Source organism: Polycladospora coralii, from assembly GCF_014773435.2.
In the GTDB taxonomy this organism is placed as follows: Bacteria; Bacillota; Bacilli; order Thermoactinomycetales; family Thermoactinomycetaceae; genus Polycladospora; species Polycladospora coralii.
Genome location: NZ_JACXAG020000002.1, coordinates 234909 through 256391 on the forward strand (window position 1 = coordinate 234909; position 21483 = coordinate 256391).

Here is a 21483-nt window from a genome sequence, read left to right on the forward strand (position 1 = left end):
CTGGTGATTTGAATTGCAGTCTCATATTATTTAACAGTCCTTTTCAAATTGGTATCCAAATCCAAAAACCGTTTTGATATGGAAAGACTCATCAGCAAGATGATTTCGCAGCTTTTTTATATGCGTATCTACGACGCGTTCATTCCCTATAAAATTGATTCCCCAGATGTGGTTCAGGATATTCTCTCTAGTAAGTACACGTCCAGGATTTTTTATTAAATAAAGTAAAAGTTCATACTCCTTTTTGGTTAATATCAAAGGTTTATCTTTTACCCATACTTCATGGGTTTGGAGGTTGACGCGAATATTGCCTGCTATGAGTTGATGCGTAGGTTGGATGTAGTCTGCTTTTACACGCTCAATTAAAACTTTTGCTTTCGCTACTAAAATAGCTGGTCGAAAAGGCTTAGTCACGTAGTCATCAGCCTTTAAATCGTATCCTTTAAGATGATCTTCATCAGTAGACAGAGCGGTCAGTATGATGACGGGTATATTCGATTTTTTTCGTATAATTTCTAATATATCCCATCCACTCATTTTGGGTAACATAATATCTAATATAATAAGGTCGATTGCATGTTTTTCCAGAATATGAAATGCCTGCTTGTCATCCATGGCTTCAAAAACTTCAAAGTTAGCGTGAAGGAAATAGTCGCAAATGATGGTTCTTAACTTTTGATTATCTTCAATGATTAAAATGGAGTCGGGCATTATGCTTTGCTCACTTTCTAGAACAAGATTAAAAATAAATGATTATGTGATCGTATTTGTATGTTTATTTGATCGAAAGATGATATAAAACAAGAGCCCTGAAGAAGTGTTTTTTACACCATACTCGTAAGTATGTTGATCCAGTATTTGTTTGACAAGATAGAGTCCGATTCCTGTTCCAGTAGGGATTCGCGTTCGTGATAGATCACTTCGATAAAATAATTTCCAGATATGTGTTTGCTCTTCTTCAGTTAGGTGTACCCCAGTGTTTTGAATTGTAAAATAACACCCTTCTGTCAATGGTTTCATTTCAATATAGACGGAAGATTTATTAGGTGAATGTTGAATCGCATTTAGATACAGATTAACTAAGACTTCTTCAATGTTTTTTTTATTGGCTTGCAGTTCAAAAGGATACAGTTTGACAGAGGTATGGATCTCATGTTTATCAGCTAAGTACTGTAAGTTAGCAATGATTTCCTCGATAAGGGCATCGAGACGAAAATCTGATCTCTCTTGCTTTGTCACAACTTCTTCGATTTTGGAGACGTGGAGAATTTGTTTTATTTTACCCTCCATTTCGTCTATCTCTGACATGAGTTGGCTTAGATATCTACTGTCCTTTATATCATATATCCCATCTAGTAAACCTTCTAACATCCCTCGAATAATCGCTAAAGGTGTTTTCATTTCATGTGAAAAGTGAAGCATATACTCTTTACGTAATCTTTCACTACGTCGTTCCAGTGCGATTTCTTCTTTCATCTGCGTATTCGCTTGGTGTAGTTGTTTAAGCGTCTGGTTAAGTGTAATAGATAACGTATTTAGATTCGTAGCTAATTGTCCGAGTTCGTCTTCTGACCGTATGTCTAATTGCTTATCAAAGTTCATTTGTGCCATATATGATGCGGTTTGATTCATCTGAATAATAGGCTTTGTTACTTTCCGTGAAAAGAATAGCGCAATTAGAATCGATAACAATAGAACAGCACCCAGGAGATAGAGTGTAAATTGACGTAAAATAGCTAGTGAATTATCAATCTGTTCTTGCGGAATCAAACTAAACAATAGTGTTTCGTCATCTTCTGTTTCGATGGGGTGCATCACAATTACAAATGCTTCTCCATGGTGGGTAAAGGATTTTTCATCTACTTCTTGAACGTCTTTGTGGTCTTGTAAGTAGGACATAGCGTTATGGATTAAGATTGCATCTAGATCGCTGTTGGCATTCTGTCTCATTGTTTTTTTAACAATGGTTCCTGTGAGTTTCACGGGTGCGAAGCGCGTATTTTGTACGAGCGTTAAAGGCTCTGTTTTGGAGCTATATTGGGACATGTAAATCACATTATTATCCATGATATTTCCTGTCACAACAACTTGATCTCCAGGTTGAAGTTCGGCAAATGCAGCAGCAAAGATATTATCTCTAGGAAACAAAGTATACTGCTCATCTGATTCTAACGTTTGAAATATAAAATGCGTCTGCTGTATCAGATCAGAGTGGTCATTCTCAATTGTACCCTCACGATAAAGAAGCACAGGAGTATCTGTACTTTCCTCAAGTTCTTCCAAAAATAGATCAAGCCCCTCATTATTTTCATCTTCAAAAATGGCGGGCAATTCAAGAGAAGCGATGTAAAGCTCTTTTTCTAATATCTCTACCTTTGCATTAATATAATAGTCTTTTAGAAAAGTGTGTTGTAAAATCAATTGGAGGGCGATAAAGAATAAGAAACTGGATAGAGTGAGTATAAACAACTTGGCAGTAATTGATTTTCTCATTTTTTCCTCGCAATTTAGTGTGATGGGTGACGGCAATATCCTGGCTAAAACAATTCTAACAATTGGATTGGAATTAAGTATGTAATAGATATGTGCAGGATCGTGTTCATGCAAGAGGGATTTGAAACTTCACTTGTAGAAGTGGGGCTTTAAATCAGGTGGAGTAGCACCCCGATTTAAAGCCTTAGTGTCGACTGAGCCCAAACGAATTAATGGGTGTTCTTAGGAACTTTGTCTTAATTGATGCAGTAATATCTTGATACTGCGATTATGCTCTTCAAATTGCTTTGGGGTTAAACCTGTTTTCTCAAAGATTTGATGTGGTACAGTGCTCACTTCTTTTTGTAAGTCAGCCCCTTTATCAGTTAACGAAACAAGTACACGCCTTTCATCATCTTCTGAGCGCTTACGTGTCACCATTTGTGCTTCTTCAAGTCGCTTTAACATAGGCGTTAATGTACCAGAGTCGAGATAAAGCGCTTGTCCTAATTGCTTTATCGATAAAGTTCCATTCTCCCACAGGGCAAGCATAACGAGATACTGAGGATATGTGAGATTAAACTTTTTTAGATAAGGAGTATAAAGTTTGGTAAATTCCCGGGAACAAGCGTATATCGAAAAACATAAATGATTGGATAACAAGAGCGGATTTTCTATTTTCATGATATAAACCCTCCATACAATGACTCCTCTTATATGATACCCTTATTATAACGATCACAATAGAATCGTGCAAAATGCATTTTTTGTAATGAAAGGTACTGACACACTACAAAAATAAGATGGATCACCAAGTCAAACATTTAGGATAAGGGGTGGATTACAAAATTTTGCTTAGTTGATCAGACTCACACTTGCTCCTACAATCATCTTCTTTCTTTATTATAAAAAATTTGGGCTTCGTAGTGATACATATTTCGTTTCTAAATAAGCTTCTAAACCCTCCTGGCCACCTTCACGTCCTAACCCGGATTCTTTGTACCCACCGAATGGTGCTTGTGCAGTAGAAGGAAGACCGTCGTTCAGGCCTACAATGCCATATTCAAGTCCTTCTATAAGACGGGTAGCTCTTCCGATGTGATTGGTATAGACATAAGCTGCTAATCCGAAAGGTGAGCCATTTGCTTTTTGAATCGCTTCTTGATCAGAAGAAAAGGTTTGGATAGGGACGACTGGACCAAACGTCTCCTCTTGTTGAATGAGCATATCGTCATTTACATCAATGAGAACAGTGGGTTGGAAAAAGTAAGAGTCTTGTGCATGACGATTCCCACCTGTAGTAATAAGTGCACCTTTTTCTACTGCATCTTTAATTTGCTGTTCAATTTTTTGTACAGCATTTTCATGAATGACTGGTCCTATGTCAACACCAGCATCTAATCCATTCCCCACTTTAAGATGGGCTACTTTTTTGGTAAATAATTGAATAAAATCTCCTGCAATCTTTTCATGAACATATATGCGATTCGTACTAATACAGGTTTGCCCTGCATTACGAAATTTATTTTGTAGCACTTGATTTACAGTATCTTCGAGATCAGCATCTTCTAATATAATGGACGGTGCATGTCCACCTAGTTCTAAGCTTAAGTTTTTCATAGTGGTAGAAGCTTTTTGCATGATTTCCTTACCAACAGGTGTTGAACCTGTGAAGGTCACTTTTCGAACGCGAGGATCAGTTAAGAATACATCTCCGACCTTTCTAGATTGAGTTGATGTGACTAGATTTATAACACCTTTTGGCACCCCAGCTTCAACAAATAATTCGATGATACGGATAGCGGTAAGTGGTGTTTCGGCTGCTGGTTTTACAATTGCTGTGCATCCAACTGCTAGAGCGGGCCCGATTTTACGTGTAATCATAGCAGCAGGAAAATTCCATGGCGTTATAGCAGCAACTACACCCACCGGTTCTTTTTTGACCATAATTCTTTTATCTGTTTGGGAAGCCGGAATCGTTTTTCCATATACGCGCGATGCTTCTTCACTATACCAGCGTATAAAATCTGCGGCATATTGAATTTCTCCACGTGCTTCTTGTAAGGTTTTCCCTTGTTCCAATGTCATTAAGTAGGCGAGTTCTTCTTTGATAGCCACCATTTTATCGTAAACGTCTCTAAGCAGCTCTGCGCGTTCCAATGCTGTTTTACGAGACCAAAGTGGAAAAGCATCAGAAGCGGCCTGTATGGCTTTTTGCACATCTGATTCTCCTGCATCTGCTACATGTGCAATAACTTCTTTCGTAGCAGGATTATAAACAGGAAATGTTTTCCCTTCTTTCGCTGGAATCCATACACCATTTACGTATAATTTTTTGTTCATTTATAATCGCTCCTTTATGAAATGGATGTTGTTGTAAGGTTTTCATTCATGCATGAATGTGTACATTTTCTCAACTAATGCCTCGTCTTGTGCGATCAGTGAGATTTTCCTTTGAATATTAAATCCAGTAATAGGGAGAACCCGGATCATTTCGGAATGTAGGCTTTCTTTAAAAATAGTTGGCAGTATAGACTTTCCTAAATTAGCTGAAATAAACCCTAGAATGCTTTGACCAAATTCTAATTCAGTTGAAACATTAAATTGTGTATTCCGTTGTTTAAAGCCTTGTTCGATCAGAAGTCGTATATCACATGTAGAAGGAAGCGTTACGAAAGATTCATGTTTAATTTGTTCAAATGAAACGGTACTCTTTTCTTGAGCTAAAGGATGACTAGCATGTACAAATAGTTGAAATGCTTCTGTGAACAAGGGTGCTGAGGTATATGGATGTGAAAGAACAGTATCATCACATAAAATAACATCAATATCACCTTGTTCCAATCTATCGATCAATTCTGTAAAACTGTGCGAGATTTTAATGTTAAATTTGATATCTCGTGTACGACTATTGAGTTGAGCCAACTTTCTTGGTAAATAAAAAGTTGAAATACTCGGCCATGATCCGATCGTGATGGTTTTGCTTTGTTCGGAGCTTGTAATTTCTTTACGTAATTGTTGTACCTGATATAAAATTTTGGGAATATATCTTAATAAAATTTCTCCTTCTGGAGTTAACGCAACGCCAGTTGCAGATCGAAGGAACAATTGAGCGTTTACATCTCTTTCTAAACTACGTATTTGTTTGCCAAGGGCAGGTTGACTAAGATGTAAAACCTCACTCGCTTTGGTGAGACTCCTTAACTCAGCAGTAGTTTGAAAGGCGATCAGCCAATCGATTCTCATGGGATTCACCTAAATTTCTATCACCATCATCCTAGTGAGATCATGGCTTATAAGTTGTCTGTTTACGAAGGGAAATCATAAAAATAGCTTATGCATTTTTATTAAATCTTATAGTTAATCATGAATCAAAATAGCATGTTTAAATGCAAATGATGTTGCATATCCAGATTATAAGTAAATGAATATGGTTTTACCAGAGGGGGAAACGTATTGTTTGTACTCCTAAAACCTATTGGAAGTTCTGGTCTATTGGTCATGATGATAGAATGTACTCATGCCAGACATTCACACATGTGAAATGAGCATGTTGGTCTAATTTTAATAAGAGTGATTGGGGATAAATCAACTCACTCCATAGGAGGATTATAGAAATGGCAAAAATTTTAATGGTAATTTCCAATGGTGTGCAAGTGAAGAATTATAAAACAGGTTACTGGAGTGAAGAATTTAGAGTCCCTTTGACTAAATTCGAAGAAGCAGGTCACCATGTCACGATTGCATCATCTAGAGGTGGAGACGGTACTGTAGATCAAATCAGCTTAGATAAGCAATTTGATCCTAATAGAGAATCTTATGAATTTGAAAAGCTAGGCAGAAACAAAGATACCGTTAGCATGTCCAGTTTAAATGGTAGGGACTTTGATGTCATTCTCTTTGTAGGTGGACATGGACCCATGTTTGATGTAGCCTATGATCCCAATGCACATCGTTTAATTAATGAAGTTTACGATAATGGTGGAATTGTAGGTGCCGAATGTCATGCACCAGCTGTACTCGCTTTTACCTATCGTGATGGAAAATCTATCATTGCGGATAAAAAGGTGACTGCGTATCCAGATGCATATGAACCAGACGGTGTGTTTGAATTTTTACCATATAGCGTGGAGCAGGAGCTAACCAAAGTAGCCACTTATGTAGCAGAATTAGATCATCCAGCTTTAGCAATCTGGGCAGATGCTCAAATCGTCACCAGTCGTGACCAAAATTCATCCGAAAAGATTGCGGATGAAATTCTTAAGAAGCTTCAATGATAGGTAGCGTCGCTATAAAAACCTAAGCTTTTTTAATAAAAGCTTAGGTTTTTTCTATTTAGTGGATGTTAAAAACTAAGGATGGGTTTGGACTCCACCCATAGAAGTGGCGCTTTAATCAGATGGTGGTTCCCCCAGAAAGAATTCCTTATTCTGTTTTTTGAGAGATGAACTTTGTTAAACATATGTTGCTTTACTACATATGTTGTTATACAATCTATATAACAGGAGGTGAATTCATGAACAAGGAGATTATGAAAGGAAGTATCGATATACTTATTTTGTCAGTTATTCAACAGGGAGATACATACGGATATGAAATCATGCAAATGATACGGCAAAAAAGTAACGACCTCCATCAAATGACCCAAGGTACACTATATCCTGCTCTAAAAAGATTAGAAAATAAGGGATACCTTACGTCATACTGGGGTGAAGCCCCGGATACGGGTGTAAAGCGAAAATTTTATTCTCTAACGGAGGGTGGAAAAAAAGCATTGGCCCAAAAAGTAAAAGAATGGGATCAAGTAACAAACATTATAAAACAAGTTCGAGGAGGATATGCATGAGAAGCTTTAAAGCCTATATTAATAAAATCTTAAATCATATCGATGCACCTCAAAATGTCAAAGAAGAATTAGCTCATGAATTTATGGACCATCTTCTACAGATTAAACGAGATAAAATAGAAAGCGGTTATTCCGAGGAAAAGGCCATTCAGCTAGCAAAAAAAGAATTTGGTCAATCCTCGGAACTTGCTCCAATGCTACAAAAAAGTATCACACCTTTTAGAATATTTGGAAAAGTGATGACATGGATACTTTTTGGTATGTACTTTACTTTATTGATCTATTGGTTTAGTAATTCAATTTCCAACTATGGCATGCATGATTTTAACCCATTTGATGATGTGAAATATTTGATGTTACATCCTATTAACGTCATGGCTGTAATAGTGGGTTATGGAGCACTTAGTGTCTTTTTAGCTATTTTATTTAAATCAATGAGGAAATTCACACTCAATCTAACAATGAGTATTCTTATCATACAGCTGATCAATACCCCTTATTATGTATTACACATACGTTCGTTTACGATGTCAGGTTTTATTGATCAATTGGGTGGTTTTATAATCGGTTTTCTGATTTGGTCAGTTGTAAATTATTTGAGTGTGATTTTGAAGCGAAATAGAGCAAATAAAAGTGATGAACAAATGAAATCGGATTAAACTAAGGATAAGCAATAGTTAATTTCTTAATTTTTTGTTTTATATTACTTAGTTAACTTTATATAAATTATATTCATTAAAGAGGTGAAGCAAAAGCCTAATTCCTTGAAAAATAGAATGAGGAATTAGGCTTTTGCTCTGTAACAATCACGTCCGATTGATGAAATAAACTTATTTTTTTATCCATTCCATTATATACTCTTGCTTATTTGTTTGCTCATCTGTTAATTCTTTTTTTATCGTAAAACCATTCTTTTCGTAAAAACGTACTGCTGATAAGTTTTCTTTATACACCTTCAACTGAATGATATTTCTTCGTCTTTTTTCAAAATTCAAAAGTTCTTTTCCAGCCCCCATATTTTGATAGGTGATATCAACGAAGAGCGCTGCCAAATAATCTTCTACCATCGAAATAAATCCTACAACTTTTTTCTGACGAGTCATGACATGTGTTTCTGACATCGGAATATACTTTTCTTTCATTTCTTGTAATTTAGATTCCCAATAACTGGAATCTATAAAATCGTGTGCTTGCAATGAACCTTTGTACCAAATGTCAACCAAAGTATCAATATCATTATCGCTATATGGTCTTATCATAAAATCCCTCTATTCCTGGCCTTGTTTTGAAATCATAGTTTTTTGCAACTGCTCTCATTTGCATAGGGTTAAAGTGAATACAGCTCTATTAATCTATCTCTAGGTAATTTACTCGGATCGCGCATATCAATAAAATAGGGTAACTGCCATCTTTGGGTTTTCATGGCTTGTTTACTAGTGAGTTTATCCCAGCTGGGATAAACTCTTATTGCCATCTTTCCCTTTGTTGAACTGGATCTAAGAATACTTTGTTTGAAAAGAATGTCTTTTGGGAAAACAAATTGTCCAAACGCATTATTATCTTTAAAAGTAGTGATAACGAATAAATCAGGCGCTTCTTCATAAATATAAGGTTGGTTTTTATTATTTTCATCTTTTTGCCATAATGCAACAAACTGTCCTGCTTTAGTAGGTGTTGCATTCGCAACTCTGAAACGAATTGTTCTCGAAGATAATCGAAAAATACCAGCTCCATACTTAGCATTTTGCTTTTCTTCTTGGACCGACTCTACCGTTAAGTCATGTGGTTCATAAATCAATTTTGTTACATAATTTAATGCAGTATAAAATTCATTCATTAAGCTACCCTCAAATTTCCAATAAAATGGCCCGATTATTGAACAATGGTCCTATTCTAGCGGGCATAGAACACGATGATGCGACAGGATGTATTTGCTGTAAAAGTAACAAATCCACCAAAGGCAGTACCTGTGAAAAAGGAGCTTCTGGCATTTGTAATGAAACGACTGTATCCATAGATAATGGGAAGTATGCCATCATCCGCTTAGGCGAAGCGTTCTTTAACTTACACTTTTAGAAGAATAGCGAACACTATACCGCTTGGAAAGCGTATCGGCGTTCCAGTGATAACAAGACCGTTCCAAGTCGCGTGGCTGGATAGAATCCTAGCGGCTTCAGCCGTGGGAGTGTCAAACCGAAGTAAATGCAATTGCTCCTGCCCCTATAAATCCACCAGATATGCTAAGGTCAATTAAAGCAATGACTGCATGCGTCTTCACATCTATTACGATGATGCTTCCAGATCCACTAATATCTATGATATAGGCGTACTGGCTATCCGGTGTAAACGCAACTGGACCACCACTTAACAGTCCTGGAATGCCACTACTTGCAATCACAGCATGTGTCTTGGTATCAATTACAAATACTGTGCTGGCAGTTATATTTGCTAAATATGCATAGTGCCCATCTGGTGTCACTGTTAATTCAACAGGAATTTCTCCAAAACCAGGTCCTGCTGCAACTGTCGCAATCACTTGTTCTGTTTTTGTATCAATCACTGAAACAGAGCGTAATTCACCCGGAGCACCGACATTGGACACATAAAGTGTCTGACCATCTGGTGTAATATCAATATAGTAAGGAGATATATCTACTAAAATCGTAGAAACAATGGCATGATCCTTTGTGCTAATCACAGAAATCGATCCTATTACACCCAATTCACCCGTATTGATCACATAGACAAACTGCCCATCTGGTTTCATCACAATAAATTTAAAGGGAGTAATACCTATAGATTGAATATTAACGTTAATCGTGGCAATAATCGTGTTTCTTTTCGTCTCAATGACAACAACTGTACTATTATTCACATCAATCACATAGACAAATCGACTGTCTGGCGTAATACTAATGTCACTAGCTCTACTATATATTCCTAATGTTACCGTTGCAATCAGAGAAAAATTCTTTGCATCCACCACCGTGACTATTCCTTCTTCACTGGCAGCTACATAAATATATCTCCCATCTGGTGATACAATCACTTTTAGTGGATTACTTCCTACTGGTACACGTGCAATCAATTGGAAACTTTTAATTTCAAATACGACTAAAAAAGAACCGCCATCACCATTTGTCGTCACATACAAAAATTGGTTATCTGGTGAAATCGCAACATCTGTCGCCATATCAAGCGTATTAAGTGTCGCAATAATTCGTTGCTGGGCAACATCAATTACGGATACATTGTTTCCAGAACCATTTGCGGTAAACCCGAGCATCTGATCAACCCCTTGCTTTCATGATTTTTGTCTGATTTTTCTACATATCGATATATGCCTCGTTTTACAAATATACAGGAGTAAGCTACTCGACATGACACTGAGTTGGCTCTGGTGCAAAAAAATAGAATAAAAAAGCAAGCAATATCTCCTGTAGATTAGGATGATCAAACTACTGCACAGTAGGCTAATGGTGGTACGTTTTTTGAATTAGATGATTTAGATCCATTCTTTGAATTAACTTCTATTGCTTCAATTTTATGAATTCATAGCACGATGGATCAACAAAGATAGATGGAGTGAGGTATTTTGTTAGCATGGGACCTTATATCTTCTCATAAAAAAGAAGGCTTCTTCCTCGGCCTTCTTTATAATGCAACATTGCGAAAATGTGTCAATAGGATTATCTTATTTTATTAATTCGTTTTTTTTCTCGACTCAAATAATAATAGACCAGATTTTCTCGCAATTCAGAAGCTCTTTGAAAGCCAAGTTTATTCATTAACTTTTGTGATCGTTCGTTCGCTTGTTCAACTGTTGCATCGATAACATCTAACCCCATTTGTGTAAAACCAAACGCAATGATTTGCTGTAGAACTTCGAACATAATTCCTTTTCCCCACTGATCTCTAGACAGGTCAAATCCAATTTCTGCGGTAAATATGTTGTTTGAATTTCTAAGATAATGGAAACCACATGTTCCAATAAATGTATCGTCTTCTTTAGTAAATATCCCCCAACGACATCCTGCATCTTCCATATGATATTGAATGATAGTTACAGCCTGTTCAATATCCTTACAAGGTTCAATATCCAAGTATTTTGTAATATGCTCATCAGAAAAGTGATTATTTATTACTTCAGCATCAGCTAAGGTTAGTACTTTTAAATAGAAGTTATTTATTTCAATAAGTGGAAATTCAGTTTCTTTAGGTAATAACACGGTCTTTCTCACCTTTCAATTTTGAGCAATGCTTGTCGCTTAACCCCAAATAGGAATTTTCCGGCTAGCGTATTCCAGTGGTGTTGATTATCCAACATTTACACCGCTAAAATGAAAATTATTCAAATAAAAATGCTTGTTATTGCATTTTTTCTGAAAAAATAAGAAAATGTTCCAGAAAAGAGGGGGAGCTCATTTTTTAAGTGAAAATCGCGTAATCGTTGTCGTTACTGGCGTTCTCGAACATATATCATATCACAGCGTGTTTTGTTAGGGAAATCTAGCCAAGCGAGTATCTTACATCGTATCATAAAATAGTAGCTTAATATATTATGAGGTAAAATGCGTTTAAATACCTCTGACATTCGACTCAAGACGCTGTATTGAGTTGAGTGGAGTGTATGGGGGAGGTTTTCGAAATGATTGTAAAATACCTTAAAATCAACTTCATAGGTTCATTTTCATGAATTTTCAAGAAAAGGAAATAAAATTGGGATTGGATAGATTAGCCGACCTCTCCTGGGCTACATCTATTTTTCGTCTAATATTGTTTCTTGGGTAGTCGTTTCTAATTTCGATTTCCGTATTCCACTTGTGGTTGCCTGTGGAGATGTAACACTTCCGTCCTGATTGTTGTTTTCATTACTCAGTACACTTTTAGAAATAGAGTCTACAATATTTTCGTGAGCATTTTCATCATCTCTAGCTTGGACAATTCTTTGGTTGTGCCCTGGTTTGTATTGAGATGAGGATCAAATGTTGAAAGGCGTTACATTTTAATTCCTACGACATACAATACATGTATAAATTCAAAATTTACCAAATCTCATTATCGAAGGAGCCTTAGACATGAAGAAAATAACCAAAACAAACACTTGTCCTGTTGGAAAAATAAAAGACGACTATTCCATATTAGGATCCAAACCCCCTAATATCCAAGGGTTTTGGCGGCAACAACTACTTGGCATTCGAAGAGAAACACCTCAACAAAAAGTGACTCCTTATAGCTTACAGAGTGCCTTTGGGACGTGGGATATATGTCAAAACAATCGATTTACGACAATCGATTTGTTAAATAACATCGAAGCTGACGAGGTATTTATTGGAGTATGGCAACCCATTATTTTAAAAGGAGAGGTAGTAGATTGGCAATTGATTACCGCTGCTGACTCTGACAACGGAATATTTTTCGTATCCGTTCTAAAAAGAGATCAATTTCAAACACCTGTACAGTTAATGTTAACTTATACTGAGTCTGGTTTCTCTTTTCAAAATCAGATTCCCGATCAGAAACAAACTGTATGGTCAGGAACTCTTAATCGTATTAAATAAGATTATGATCTTTACAAACAAGAAAGTCTGGTTCTCTTCTGCGGCAAAACGAAACAAGCGTTCCTTTAAAGGAACGCCTTCATAATGGCTTCCTCAATCTTGGAACGAAAATAAATCCCACCATGGTATCTAGTCTGCGATTTGGTACACGAAAAGAAGCTAGAATATTAATACTTTCACCAGCAAGAAAATGAAAAGACTTTTCCTGTCAGCAGTCATAAGACTTCGCAAATTTAGGTGTAATTTCAATTGGCATCTTATCCTTAATTTGCACTATAATTGTTAGACACCTAATAATTGGACAATACAAGGTTTGAATTGTAATATCAGGAGAGATATACTTCGATTTCAAATCATTCCTTTGCTTCTTTCATCTCCGAATTGATCCTCTGCTTTCTTTGCCTATCCAATTCACCGCATTTATTCATAAAATATTTAAAATTCAGCATTGAAGAAGGATAAGTATTTATACAAAGTATACCTATAAAAACCAAGGGAATTGTGCTTTCAATGAGTTATTTAGGTAGAGTCCGCTTGTTTTTTGTGCGATTACCGATATAGAAATAGTGAAAGCATATACTGTTTTGATTTGAATGGATATAAACGATTAATTGATATCATCCGAGATTAATATGAATTAATTACTTCATATAAGAAGAGAGTGGGTTGGTAATGGACCGTATTAATTTTTATTATGGTGCTCAAAACCAGTATGAGGATGTAACAGATGTTGTGAAAAAACGATGCTGTATGGATAATATAATCGGCATTCACAAAAACGATTATAAAAACCTATTTTGTAACTATTCTGCTGGAGACCATAAGCATTTAAAAGTTAATATCCCTTATCAACATATAGGTCCTGTATATATCAAAAATGAAACTAGCTTTACTTTAAATTTAAATCACTTCAATACGATGCCTCCTATTCATATTGTTTATTTTATTAACACATTCATCTCCCCTTACTATGAAAATTTAATGCGGACGCATTTAGAAGAGCTAATTGCTACAGGGTTGTGTAAATATGGAACGCTCTATGTTGAGGCTTGCGGTAGTGACTTCGCAAAAATAAAGAAGATCGTTTATTCTGTGCTGCCTACTGCTCGCGTTACTTGTCATTCAGAAAACAATCATGAGTATTTTGGAATACGCAAAGTTTGGCAGTTAGCCCAAAAGAATGCTGGTGTGGTTCTGTATTTTCATTCCAAAGGAATTAGTAAGCTTCACCTTACGCCACGTAATCCATATGAGTCTAGATACCTGTTTCCTTTAGTTATTAAACAATGGAGAAGGAATATTTCATTAATGATGATGTTTGAGTCTATAAATAAATTAGGCATTTCAGCTGGTGGTCTTGGATGGATATGGATGAATTATATGTGGGCGAAATGTTCTTACCTAAGGAAGGTAGAACGTCCAATCATTACGGAGCGACGTCATTATTATGAGGATTGGATTTCTAGGAAATTATCAAACATAGCCCCAAATGACACCCCAGGCTATGATTGTTTTTCACTAGTCTACAGCGTGAAAAATAACTTATATCATATTGGATCTACTTCAAGCCCGAAGGAATTGTTCTCTATCCTTAAAAAAAGGAAGAATGTGGACAAGGTTAGGTACTGGTATAAAAACTGAAAAAGGCATGATTTAATGGGAATGTCTCTACCAAACCGTGGATTCAAAAGGGAATACAGTGTGAGCGAGCAAAGAGTTTAAAAAGTAGGTTTATAAAGGCATTATCTTTTCCACATCACCCAACTCCTTATGCCATTGCTACAGATCAAAATCTGGCGTACTCTCCAGCGGTTGAACAATTGAAGATAGAAAAAATAGTCTCTAAAAGTTATAAGCACAGAAAAAAGAAATACTTGAACAATATTGAAGAACAGGACGATCAATTCATCAAAAGGAAAATGCGCTTAATGTTAGGCTCTAAATCCTTTCGAACCATCTATCCTCTAGTGAGCAGATAGGTGGATCGAAAGGGTTTAATTGATCTGTGCCAAACAGGTAATTACACGATAATAGAGGTAGAGTAGGGCGGATTGAAAGATACGAGCTTATTTTGCTACTTATATTTAGAATGATTCGATAAAAAGATATAAAATTAAATATTTATATCTTTTAAGCATTCAATTCCATATAGGTAACATCAGATTTTTCTATCTCAATTCACAGTTTTTGCGAGCGGGAATTAGGCTGGGGATGAAAGTGAGGTTGCTCGGTATCCTCTATGGGGATGCTTAGAGCAACCCTTTTTGGTAATATGAATTCATGAGCGGTGCTTATCGTGCTTGTCTTAGGCTTTGTTCCTTGAAATGTGATCGTACTGGGTTTCAGTGGGAAAAGAAGCTACTACTGTGTAAAACGATTAGCGTTTGAAAAAAAGGAACTAGAACACGGATAACAGGTGTTCCGCCCATGTGGGTACATTTCTAACTACCCAAGATAAGGGGTGTTGTGAGGCCCAACATAATGAATACTACAGGTACATGGATGATTATCTTAATGGATGGAACCTAGCATCGCCCATTGACCACCTTGGAACTTGGAACTAGCTATATTGCAGGGGTTCCCTCTACTTCTACACAATGGTTAATCGTTAAGCCTCGCTGGAAACAGTGTTCAGAGGTGGCGAGAGCGGATTGGAAACGCTGTACCTCCTTCTGCTGTGCACAAGCAATTGGAGTTACTATGCTCAGAACTCTGATGTCAGCACGTGATGGTGTTTGGCTCATGGATAGCTGAGACATCTGGATAAAGCTAACAACAATTGAGGACGATGCATATATCCATCGGGCATAAATATCTGAAATATGGTAAAATAATAAAAAATAGGATCAGGAGCGGATCGGCATGGGTGAGCTGAACGAGATTAAAAAATTGATTATGAATTTACAGCATGATATGAATGAGCGTTTGGATAGCATTGAGGAAAAATTAGATCATACAGCACAAAGAGAAGAATTAAAAGCTGTTGCAAATACTTTAGAATATATTAGTGAAGAAACTGCGGTAAGTCTGGAACAAAAACAACAAACAGGAGATGTGCTTCTGAAGGCTCATATTGATTATGTTCAAAAGGACATCAAAGAACTAAAAGAAATTGTCGTCAGTGGTTTTGAGAGAACCGGGGAGAATTTTCAACAGATATACGAAATCATGCAGACGCTCTCGCAAACACAAGATAAGCACCAACAAGAGATTAACATATTAAAACGAGCTAGCGGTAATGAATAGGGAGCAAAAGTAATCTTTTTCACTTGAAACAGAGTGTGATTTGTGTTGAGAGTCCCTAAAAATAGGGCCTCTCTTATTTTAAGTTGCTCGGTATTTAATCTACAATCTCGATCATGCCAAACTCTTGATGCAGCACGTGGAGCTAATCCCATTTCTTTCTGTAAATCTATTCTACTTTCGATCTTGTGTTGCGTTTCAAACTACCTAAGAAAAAGAGCAAAGGATTTCTAAGCGAAAATATTCTCACTTCATTTGAATGATAAATATACTTTAGTATAAACTGAATGATAACAAATACAAGGAATTACATAAACGAGGTGCTGGAGTGGAAATGATTTACAATATATTTCAAAAATTATGATATATAATATTCCAGGCATCAATTATGATTTCAATGAGGTTAATCGTGTATATGCAAATTTCAAAAAGCGTAATTTAAATCGCTACGTTATAATTAACGGGATTGTCTGACCTAATAAAATCGCTTCTGATCTTGATATTCTTTTACCAGTTCCACTGCTTCTCGGAACCGCTGAGCATGAACCACTTCTCTCTCTCTTAGAAATTTGAGGCTATCATTGATATCGGGGTCATCAGATAAATTGATTATATTTTGATAAGTGGCTCTTGCTTTCTCTTCTGCGGCAATGTCTTCATACAAATCCGCTATGGGATCCCCTTTTGCTTGAATATAAGTGGCAGTAAAAGGATCACCGGCGGCATTTTCGTAAAAAAGCGCATTCTCATGGTTGGCATAGCGGGCACCAAGTCCGGCTTCTTTTAGTTGATCCGGGGTTGCATCCTTGGTTAACTTATTTTCGTGTGTGTTATGGATACCTTTGAAAAAGCCCTTAATTCTTGATGTTTTGAGGTTCAACACTTTTTTTGACCTATTTCGAGCATGTGAAAGATATGATCAAGTTTTAATCGAAGGAGGAGAGATGAAGATAAAAAAATAGTTCATCTGCAAAGTTTGTAATAAAGAGATTGCGATTCAATCGTACATTTATGAAAAGTTGTACTACTACCTTAGCCTATGCTTGTCATGTAGAGGAAAAGAGAAACCACGATTTTGTAACCGTGGTGAATATGTCGACTTTAACAATCTAAGATTAATGGCAGCTAATCATTCCATCACCATAGAGGGCCGAATATGGAAATGCAATAATTTCACTTTCAGTACGAGCTATAGGGTATGTCAATGGAATGAAACAAGTAAAACCAACATGGAAGTGTGTAGGATTCATAATGATGCACCGTGTAAAGGCAATTTTTAGTTTTATTGTTCTCCACGTGCTGGAACGTATCAAGTCATGAAATGGAATTAAACAGCTACAACGGTTACGTGAGTAAAAGGTGTTGAAGATACAAAACGTATCGGAACACAAGCAGTAGGTAACTTTCCTAAAAAAAGCTTACAGGGCCTGTAGTAATATGGACGGATCGAAGAATTGTAAAATTTCCATAAGGAGGGTGATGGAATTAGCGACATTCCTATGTAAATGCGGTGAAACTCTTTCAAACTCAACTGGCACCTAATGATGTGGAAATACATGTTTATACGGATAAGGAATGGGATGAAATCATAAATGTGGATGTCACAGATCCTATTGATATTCAAGATGATGAATACGATGGATGGCGATGTCAAAAATGTGAGAGAATCTACGTTTTTAGATCAGGAGAAAATACAGTGATAAGAGTATACAAAATTGAGGAATCAAATTAAAGTAGATTGCTAATATATATATAAATTACCATGTCTATATTTCTAATATTTTCTTTTTATGATGGAGCATGATAATACGCAAAGAGAAGCAGTGGAATTTCACAAACGGACCGGCTTACCTCTTGTGACTTTAAAGACTGCTATGTCATTAGATGGAAAAAGTGCGAGATCAACAGGAGACAGCAAATGGGTAACTAATGAGTCATCAAGAGAAGACGTTCATTTCATGCGTCACTATAATGACACGATTATGGTTGGGATTGGGACTGTTTTGAAACACCGTCCAAAGCTCACCACACGTTTGCCACATGGTGATGGTAAAGACTAGATATGTATTGTAGCGGATAGCTTGTTACGTATTCCGCTTGATGCTCCTCTGATGAGCACGGCAAAAGAAACACCGACTTGAGTTTTTTGTACGAATCAAGCAGCCAGGGAAAAGGAATAACAACTTTTGGAGAAGGGTGTAAGCGTGATTCGTATAGGCGATGATTCACATGTGAATTTGAAGGGAGTAATGAAGTATTTAGGAGAAAACGGAGTAACATCTATTTTGCTGGAAGGAGGGGGCAACTGAATTGGTCAATGATTGCGTCCCAAAAGTTGTGATTTTTATTGCTCCTAAGCTACTTGGTGGAAAAGAAAGCATTACCCCTATTTCCGGTATAGGGTTTAACCGAATGGCTGAATCTGTACAATTAACAAATATAACTGTGCGTAGATTAGGCGAAGATATTTGTATTACTGGAGATGTACAAGGCATATAAATAAATGATAAATAGAAGGATGTATCTATAAATAGGAGATACATCCTTCATCCTATAGATTCTCAAATAACGATGTACTTATTAAAAGTTAATCGCTCGTATTAATGGTATTTTCAATATTTATAGTGATGATGTGGGTTAATTATTTGTATTTTTGGATAATAGGACTTCGATTAAGCTAACGATTTCTTTTAACTGCTGTTTTTTTTCTTCTTCAGTTTGCTTAATGGCTACGATATGAATAGTGGAACTTCCGATTTGATATGTTTTGTCAAAGTCCAAAAGATTGCTGGGGGTCATTTTGGTCACCTCTGTACAATACATATGCAGGAAGTAGGTCGGGACTAGCCTATCAATTACGATGGTGAGGTGATTTATTATGGATCGAGTTTGCATGTACTTACGCAAAAGTCGAGCTGATGTTGAAGCAGAGGCCCGTGGTGAGGGAGAGACATTGACGAAGCATAAAAAGGCATTGCTTCAAATTGCTAAGCGCCAAAAGCTAAACATAATCAAAATCTACCATGAAATTGTTTCAGGTGAAAGTTTGGTTAATCGCCCAGCAATGATGCAGCTACTGCATGAAATTGAAAGAAAGAAGTATGAAGCTGTTCTTGTTATGGATATGGATCGATTAGGGCGTGGGAATATGCGTGAGCAAGGGATTATACTCGAAACCTTTCAGAAGTCAGGCACCAAAATTATAACGCCACGCAAAATGTATGATCTACAAGATGAATTTGATGAGGAATACAGTGAATTCGAAGCATTTATGGCTAGAAAAGAGTTGAAAATCATTACGCGACGCCTCCAGAGTGGACGCGTGCGGTCTGTTGAAGATGGGAATTATGTAGGGCCAAGACCACCATACGGGTACCAAATTAAAAGTGATCAGTCAGGAAGGTATTTAATCCCCGATCCGGATCAAGCGCCGATCGTAAAAGAAATATTTAATTGGTATACAGAAGAAAGAATTGGAACACTACATATCGCCAAACGCCTAAATGAAATGGGTATTCCTTCATACAGTAAGACGAAATGGAATTCAAATGGGGTATTAAGTATTATTAAAAACGCTGTTTATATTGGAAAAATCCAATGGAAGAAAATAGAGCGGAGAAAAACACCTGATCATACGGGCCGCAAATATATGATGCGTCCAACAACGGAGTGGATTGAAGTAGAAGGGAAGCATGAGGCGATAGTAGTTTGCACTGTTTTTAATAAAGCCCAGGAAATTCGAACCAACAGAAGAAACTCTCCTTATCAATATGCATTGAAAAACCCATTAGCCGGTCTTATTATATGTGATCAATGTGATGCAACAATGGTTTTAAAGTTTTCACGCTACAAAGTTGCACATCTTGTCTGTACCAACAAAAAAAGGGGGGAATCATGTAACAATAAGAGCATCCGTTTAAATTATGTGGAGTCACGCCTATTAGAGGCTTTGTATGACTGGCTTAAAGCATATAAAGTACAAATAAATGTGAAAGAAAAAAAAGATCGTGGTAAATCCCAGATATTTGAGCTGGCACTACAGAACTTAGTACAACAAGAGAAAGAGTTAGAAATTCAAAAAGGTAACCTTCACGATTTACTGGAAAAAAATATTTATGATGAGGAAACGTACATGGAGAGATCGAAAAATATTGCACACCGATTAAAAGAAGTGCGTACAAAAATGGAAGAGAATAGAAAGAAACATAATTTTGAAAAAGAAAAAGAGCGAGCTAAAAATAATGTCATACCCAAAATTACGCACATCTTAGACACTTACCATCAGATTGAAGATCCAAAACATAAAAATGCGCTCCTCAAAAGTGTAATCGACCGCTGTCTGTATCATAAGGAAAAAAATCAAAAAAATGATGAGTTTACGCTAATTGTTTACCCTAAAATTTAGGTATTCATTATATACATACGTCACCTTAAGAATATGTGTATAATGAATACCTTTAAAATAAATAAGGGGATTCAATGAAGTAATAACGATCTAATGGCTACGACTAAAAACATCACGGAATGTGAGCACCACTCATGAAGTCCTATTCCCAAAATAGTTACTCTAAGCTTCCTCAATAGGGAGAACGGAGCATCACTCGTTTTCATCCCAACCTTTAAGAAGTTGGGCTTCTCCGCTCGCCAAGTCTGTAATTTTTGGTTAATCGGATACTTTTAGCTGATTAGAATGTCTCAGCCGCTTTTATGGCTTTTCCTATCGCTTCCTCTTTAATTTGCTCTGCTTTATCAGGCATGTAGGCCATCCCCTCTACAAATATACCTTCAAACGATTGTATACCCATAAACTTCATGACTTTTCCTAAATAGGCATGTCCAGTTTCCAAATCCTTACCAGGTCCTTCCGAGTAAATACCACCACTTGCTTGGATATGGAAAGCTTTTTTATCTGTTAAAAGTCCGACTGGTCGATTTTCCGTATATTGAAATGTCTTGCCTGCTATACAGACTGCATCGATATAGGCTTTTAATATCGGTGGAAATAAAAAGTTCCACATGGGTGATACGAAGATGTATTTATCTGCTTGTACAAACTGGTCAACGAGCTCGTTTAAACGACTGACTTTCGCCTGCTCTTCTGCTGTTAATAAATGAAAATCATTTCCGTTTTGTAACTTTCCCCAGCCTGAAAAAACGTCTTTATCAATTTAGGGGGTAATGTTCTTGGTAAAGGTCCAAATGGATAATCTCGTCTTCAGGGTGGTGTTAGCGATACGAATCAATTAGAGTTTTTCCTACAGTTAAACTATAAGATTGAATATGCTCATGGGGGTGGGCTGTGATATAAAGAACTTGGCTCATGTTCTTTCTTCCTCACAATGTAAAATATTTTTGATACAA

The 21483-nt window shown here is 36.6% G+C and carries 21 protein-coding genes and 2 pseudogenes; 11 read left to right on the plus strand and 12 right to left on the minus strand.

The features are described 5' to 3' along the window. Positions 1 to 30: 30 nt before the first annotated feature. The 5 genes from IC619_RS05335 to IC619_RS05355 all read right to left on the minus strand — a co-directional run bounded on the left by IC619_RS05335 (position 31) and on the right by IC619_RS05355 (position 5718). Positions 31 to 711 carry a response regulator transcription factor gene (locus IC619_RS05335; protein ID WP_191139117.1) on the minus strand — a complete coding sequence of 227 codons (681 nt, stop codon included), beginning with the start codon at positions 709 to 711 and terminating at the stop codon, positions 31 to 33. A 42-nt stretch (positions 712 to 753) separates the two neighbouring features. Then, positions 754 to 2493 (minus strand): sensor histidine kinase, encoded by a 1740-nt coding sequence (locus IC619_RS05340; protein WP_191139116.1) that lies wholly within the window; start codon positions 2491 to 2493, stop codon positions 754 to 756. Positions 2494 to 2715: 222 nt separating this feature from the next. Further along, positions 2716 to 3156, minus strand: coding sequence for a MarR family winged helix-turn-helix transcriptional regulator (locus tag IC619_RS05345; RefSeq protein WP_191139115.1), 441 nt, complete (start codon positions 3154 to 3156; stop codon positions 2716 to 2718). Positions 3157 to 3375: 219 nt separating this feature from the next. Further along, positions 3376 to 4815, minus strand: coding sequence for an NAD-dependent succinate-semialdehyde dehydrogenase (locus IC619_RS05350; RefSeq protein ID WP_191139114.1), 1440 nt, complete (start codon positions 4813 to 4815; stop codon positions 3376 to 3378). Between the two features lie 42 nt (positions 4816 to 4857). Further along, positions 4858 to 5718: a LysR family transcriptional regulator gene (locus IC619_RS05355; RefSeq protein ID WP_191139113.1), complete on the minus strand. Its 861-nt coding sequence runs from the start codon at positions 5716 to 5718 to the stop codon at positions 4858 to 4860. A 371-nt stretch (positions 5719 to 6089) separates the two neighbouring features. Here IC619_RS05355 and IC619_RS05360 point away from each other — a divergent pair, with 371 nt between their 5' ends. The 3 genes from IC619_RS05360 (at position 6090) to IC619_RS05370 (ending at position 7977) form a co-directional block, all read left to right on the plus strand. Beyond that, the gene (locus tag IC619_RS05360) at positions 6090 to 6749 is read left to right on the plus strand and encodes a type 1 glutamine amidotransferase domain-containing protein (protein ID WP_191139112.1); all 660 of its coding nucleotides are present in this window, start codon (positions 6090 to 6092) and stop codon (positions 6747 to 6749) included. 239 nt (positions 6750 to 6988) lie between these two features. Beyond that, positions 6989 to 7318 (plus strand): PadR family transcriptional regulator, encoded by a 330-nt coding sequence (locus tag IC619_RS05365; RefSeq protein ID WP_191139111.1) that lies wholly within the window; start codon positions 6989 to 6991, stop codon positions 7316 to 7318. Beyond that, positions 7315 to 7977 carry a permease prefix domain 1-containing protein gene (locus IC619_RS05370; RefSeq protein WP_191139110.1) on the plus strand — a complete coding sequence of 221 codons (663 nt, stop codon included), beginning with the start codon at positions 7315 to 7317 and terminating at the stop codon, positions 7975 to 7977. The genes IC619_RS05365 and IC619_RS05370 overlap by 4 nt, the downstream gene beginning before the upstream one ends. 171 nt (positions 7978 to 8148) lie before the next feature. Here the strand turns inward: IC619_RS05370 and IC619_RS05375 are convergent, their stop codons facing one another. The 4 genes from IC619_RS05375 to IC619_RS05390 form a co-directional block, all read right to left on the minus strand. Next, positions 8149 to 8577 carry an N-acetyltransferase gene (locus tag IC619_RS05375; protein WP_191139109.1) on the minus strand — a complete coding sequence of 143 codons (429 nt, stop codon included), beginning with the start codon at positions 8575 to 8577 and terminating at the stop codon, positions 8149 to 8151. Positions 8578 to 8645: 68 nt separating this feature from the next. After that, positions 8646 to 9155, minus strand: coding sequence for a MepB family protein (locus IC619_RS05380; protein ID WP_191139108.1), 510 nt, complete (start codon positions 9153 to 9155; stop codon positions 8646 to 8648). A 351-nt stretch (positions 9156 to 9506) separates the two neighbouring features. After that, a complete protein-coding gene (locus tag IC619_RS05385) occupies positions 9507 to 10604 on the minus strand; it encodes a cytochrome D1 domain-containing protein (protein ID WP_191139107.1) in 1098 nt (365 codons plus the stop codon). A 403-nt stretch (positions 10605 to 11007) separates the two neighbouring features. Then, entirely contained in the window at positions 11008 to 11547 is a 540-nt protein-coding gene (locus IC619_RS05390; RefSeq protein ID WP_191139106.1) for a GNAT family N-acetyltransferase, read from the minus strand. 849 nt (positions 11548 to 12396) lie between these two features. Between IC619_RS05390 and IC619_RS05395 the strand changes: the two genes are divergently transcribed. The 4 genes from IC619_RS05395 (at position 12397) to IC619_RS05410 (ending at position 16125) form a co-directional block, all read left to right on the plus strand. After that, positions 12397 to 12879, plus strand: coding sequence for a hypothetical protein (locus IC619_RS05395; protein WP_191139105.1), 483 nt, complete (start codon positions 12397 to 12399; stop codon positions 12877 to 12879). Positions 12880 to 13551: 672 nt separating this feature from the next. Further along, a complete protein-coding gene (locus IC619_RS05400) occupies positions 13552 to 14520 on the plus strand; it encodes a hypothetical protein (protein WP_191139104.1) in 969 nt (322 codons plus the stop codon). 53 nt (positions 14521 to 14573) lie between these two features. Next, on the plus strand, positions 14574 to 14858 hold the full coding sequence (locus IC619_RS16720) for a DDE-type integrase/transposase/recombinase (RefSeq protein ID WP_430624101.1): 285 nt from the start codon (positions 14574 to 14576) through the stop codon (positions 14856 to 14858). 883 nt (positions 14859 to 15741) lie between these two features. Then, positions 15742 to 16125: a hypothetical protein gene (locus tag IC619_RS05410; protein WP_191139103.1), complete on the plus strand. Its 384-nt coding sequence runs from the start codon at positions 15742 to 15744 to the stop codon at positions 16123 to 16125. A gap of 472 nt (positions 16126 to 16597) precedes the next feature. Here IC619_RS05410 and IC619_RS05415 read toward each other — a convergent pair. Then, positions 16598 to 16939, minus strand: a pseudogene (locus tag IC619_RS05415) (manganese catalase family protein); the annotation flags it as partial. Between the two features lie 729 nt (positions 16940 to 17668). On the opposite strand from IC619_RS05415, the gene IC619_RS17465 reads away from it, so the two are divergent. The 3 genes from IC619_RS17465 (at position 17669) to IC619_RS05425 (ending at position 18621) form a co-directional block, all read left to right on the plus strand. Then, positions 17669 to 17854 carry a hypothetical protein gene (locus tag IC619_RS17465; RefSeq protein ID WP_488212618.1) on the plus strand — a complete coding sequence of 62 codons (186 nt, stop codon included), beginning with the start codon at positions 17669 to 17671 and terminating at the stop codon, positions 17852 to 17854. Positions 17855 to 17915: 61 nt separating this feature from the next. After that, a complete protein-coding gene (locus IC619_RS17305) occupies positions 17916 to 18182 on the plus strand; it encodes a RibD family protein (RefSeq protein ID WP_430624102.1) in 267 nt (88 codons plus the stop codon). A gap of 250 nt (positions 18183 to 18432) precedes the next feature. Next, a complete protein-coding gene (locus tag IC619_RS05425; RefSeq protein WP_191139101.1) occupies positions 18433 to 18621 on the plus strand; it encodes a dihydrofolate reductase family protein in 189 nt (62 codons plus the stop codon). A 138-nt stretch (positions 18622 to 18759) separates the two neighbouring features. On the opposite strand, the gene IC619_RS05430 is transcribed toward IC619_RS05425, so the two are convergent. Beyond that, complete coding sequence (locus IC619_RS05430) at positions 18760 to 18921, minus strand: hypothetical protein (RefSeq protein WP_191139100.1); 162 nt, start codon at positions 18919 to 18921, stop codon at positions 18760 to 18762. Positions 18922 to 19000: 79 nt separating this feature from the next. On the opposite strand from IC619_RS05430, the gene IC619_RS05435 reads away from it, so the two are divergent. After that, positions 19001 to 20527 (plus strand): recombinase family protein, encoded by a 1527-nt coding sequence (locus IC619_RS05435; protein WP_191139099.1) that lies wholly within the window; start codon positions 19001 to 19003, stop codon positions 20525 to 20527. Between the two features lie 280 nt (positions 20528 to 20807). Here IC619_RS05435 and IC619_RS05440 read toward each other — a convergent pair. Then, positions 20808 to 21444 (minus strand): annotated as a pseudogene (locus tag IC619_RS05440) (FMN-dependent NADH-azoreductase). Between the last annotated feature and the right edge of the window lie 39 nt (positions 21445 to 21483).

Coding starts and splice junctions, on each gene's coding strand:
- IC619_RS05335 (WP_191139117.1), bottom strand. CDS start 711: ATGCCCGACTCCATTTTAATCATTGAAGATAATCAAAAGTTAAGAACC.
- IC619_RS05340 (WP_191139116.1), bottom strand. CDS start 2,493: ATGAGAAAATCAATTACTGCCAAGTTGTTTATACTCACTCTATCCAGT.
- IC619_RS05345 (WP_191139115.1), bottom strand. CDS start 3,156: ATGAAAATAGAAAATCCGCTCTTGTTATCCAATCATTTATGTTTTTCG.
- IC619_RS05350 (WP_191139114.1), bottom strand. CDS start 4,815: ATGAACAAAAAATTATACGTAAATGGTGTATGGATTCCAGCGAAAGAA.
- IC619_RS05355 (WP_191139113.1), bottom strand. CDS start 5,718: ATGAGAATCGATTGGCTGATCGCCTTTCAAACTACTGCTGAGTTAAGG.
- IC619_RS05360 (WP_191139112.1), top strand. CDS start 6,090: ATGGCAAAAATTTTAATGGTAATTTCCAATGGTGTGCAAGTGAAGAAT.
- IC619_RS05365 (WP_191139111.1), top strand. CDS start 6,989: ATGAACAAGGAGATTATGAAAGGAAGTATCGATATACTTATTTTGTCA.
- IC619_RS05370 (WP_191139110.1), top strand. CDS start 7,315: ATGAGAAGCTTTAAAGCCTATATTAATAAAATCTTAAATCATATCGAT.
- IC619_RS05375 (WP_191139109.1), bottom strand. CDS start 8,577: ATGATAAGACCATATAGCGATAATGATATTGATACTTTGGTTGACATT.
- IC619_RS05380 (WP_191139108.1), bottom strand. CDS start 9,155: ATGAATGAATTTTATACTGCATTAAATTATGTAACAAAATTGATTTAT.
- IC619_RS05385 (WP_191139107.1), bottom strand. CDS start 10,604: ATGCTCGGGTTTACCGCAAATGGTTCTGGAAACAATGTATCCGTAATT.
- IC619_RS05395 (WP_191139105.1), top strand. CDS start 12,397: ATGAAGAAAATAACCAAAACAAACACTTGTCCTGTTGGAAAAATAAAA.
- IC619_RS05400 (WP_191139104.1), top strand. CDS start 13,552: ATGGACCGTATTAATTTTTATTATGGTGCTCAAAACCAGTATGAGGAT.
- IC619_RS05410 (WP_191139103.1), top strand. CDS start 15,742: ATGGGTGAGCTGAACGAGATTAAAAAATTGATTATGAATTTACAGCAT.
- IC619_RS17305 (WP_430624102.1), top strand. CDS start 17,916: ATGGAGCATGATAATACGCAAAGAGAAGCAGTGGAATTTCACAAACGG.
- IC619_RS05430 (WP_191139100.1), bottom strand. CDS start 18,921: ATGACCCCCAGCAATCTTTTGGACTTTGACAAAACATATCAAATCGGA.
- IC619_RS05435 (WP_191139099.1), top strand. CDS start 19,001: ATGGATCGAGTTTGCATGTACTTACGCAAAAGTCGAGCTGATGTTGAA.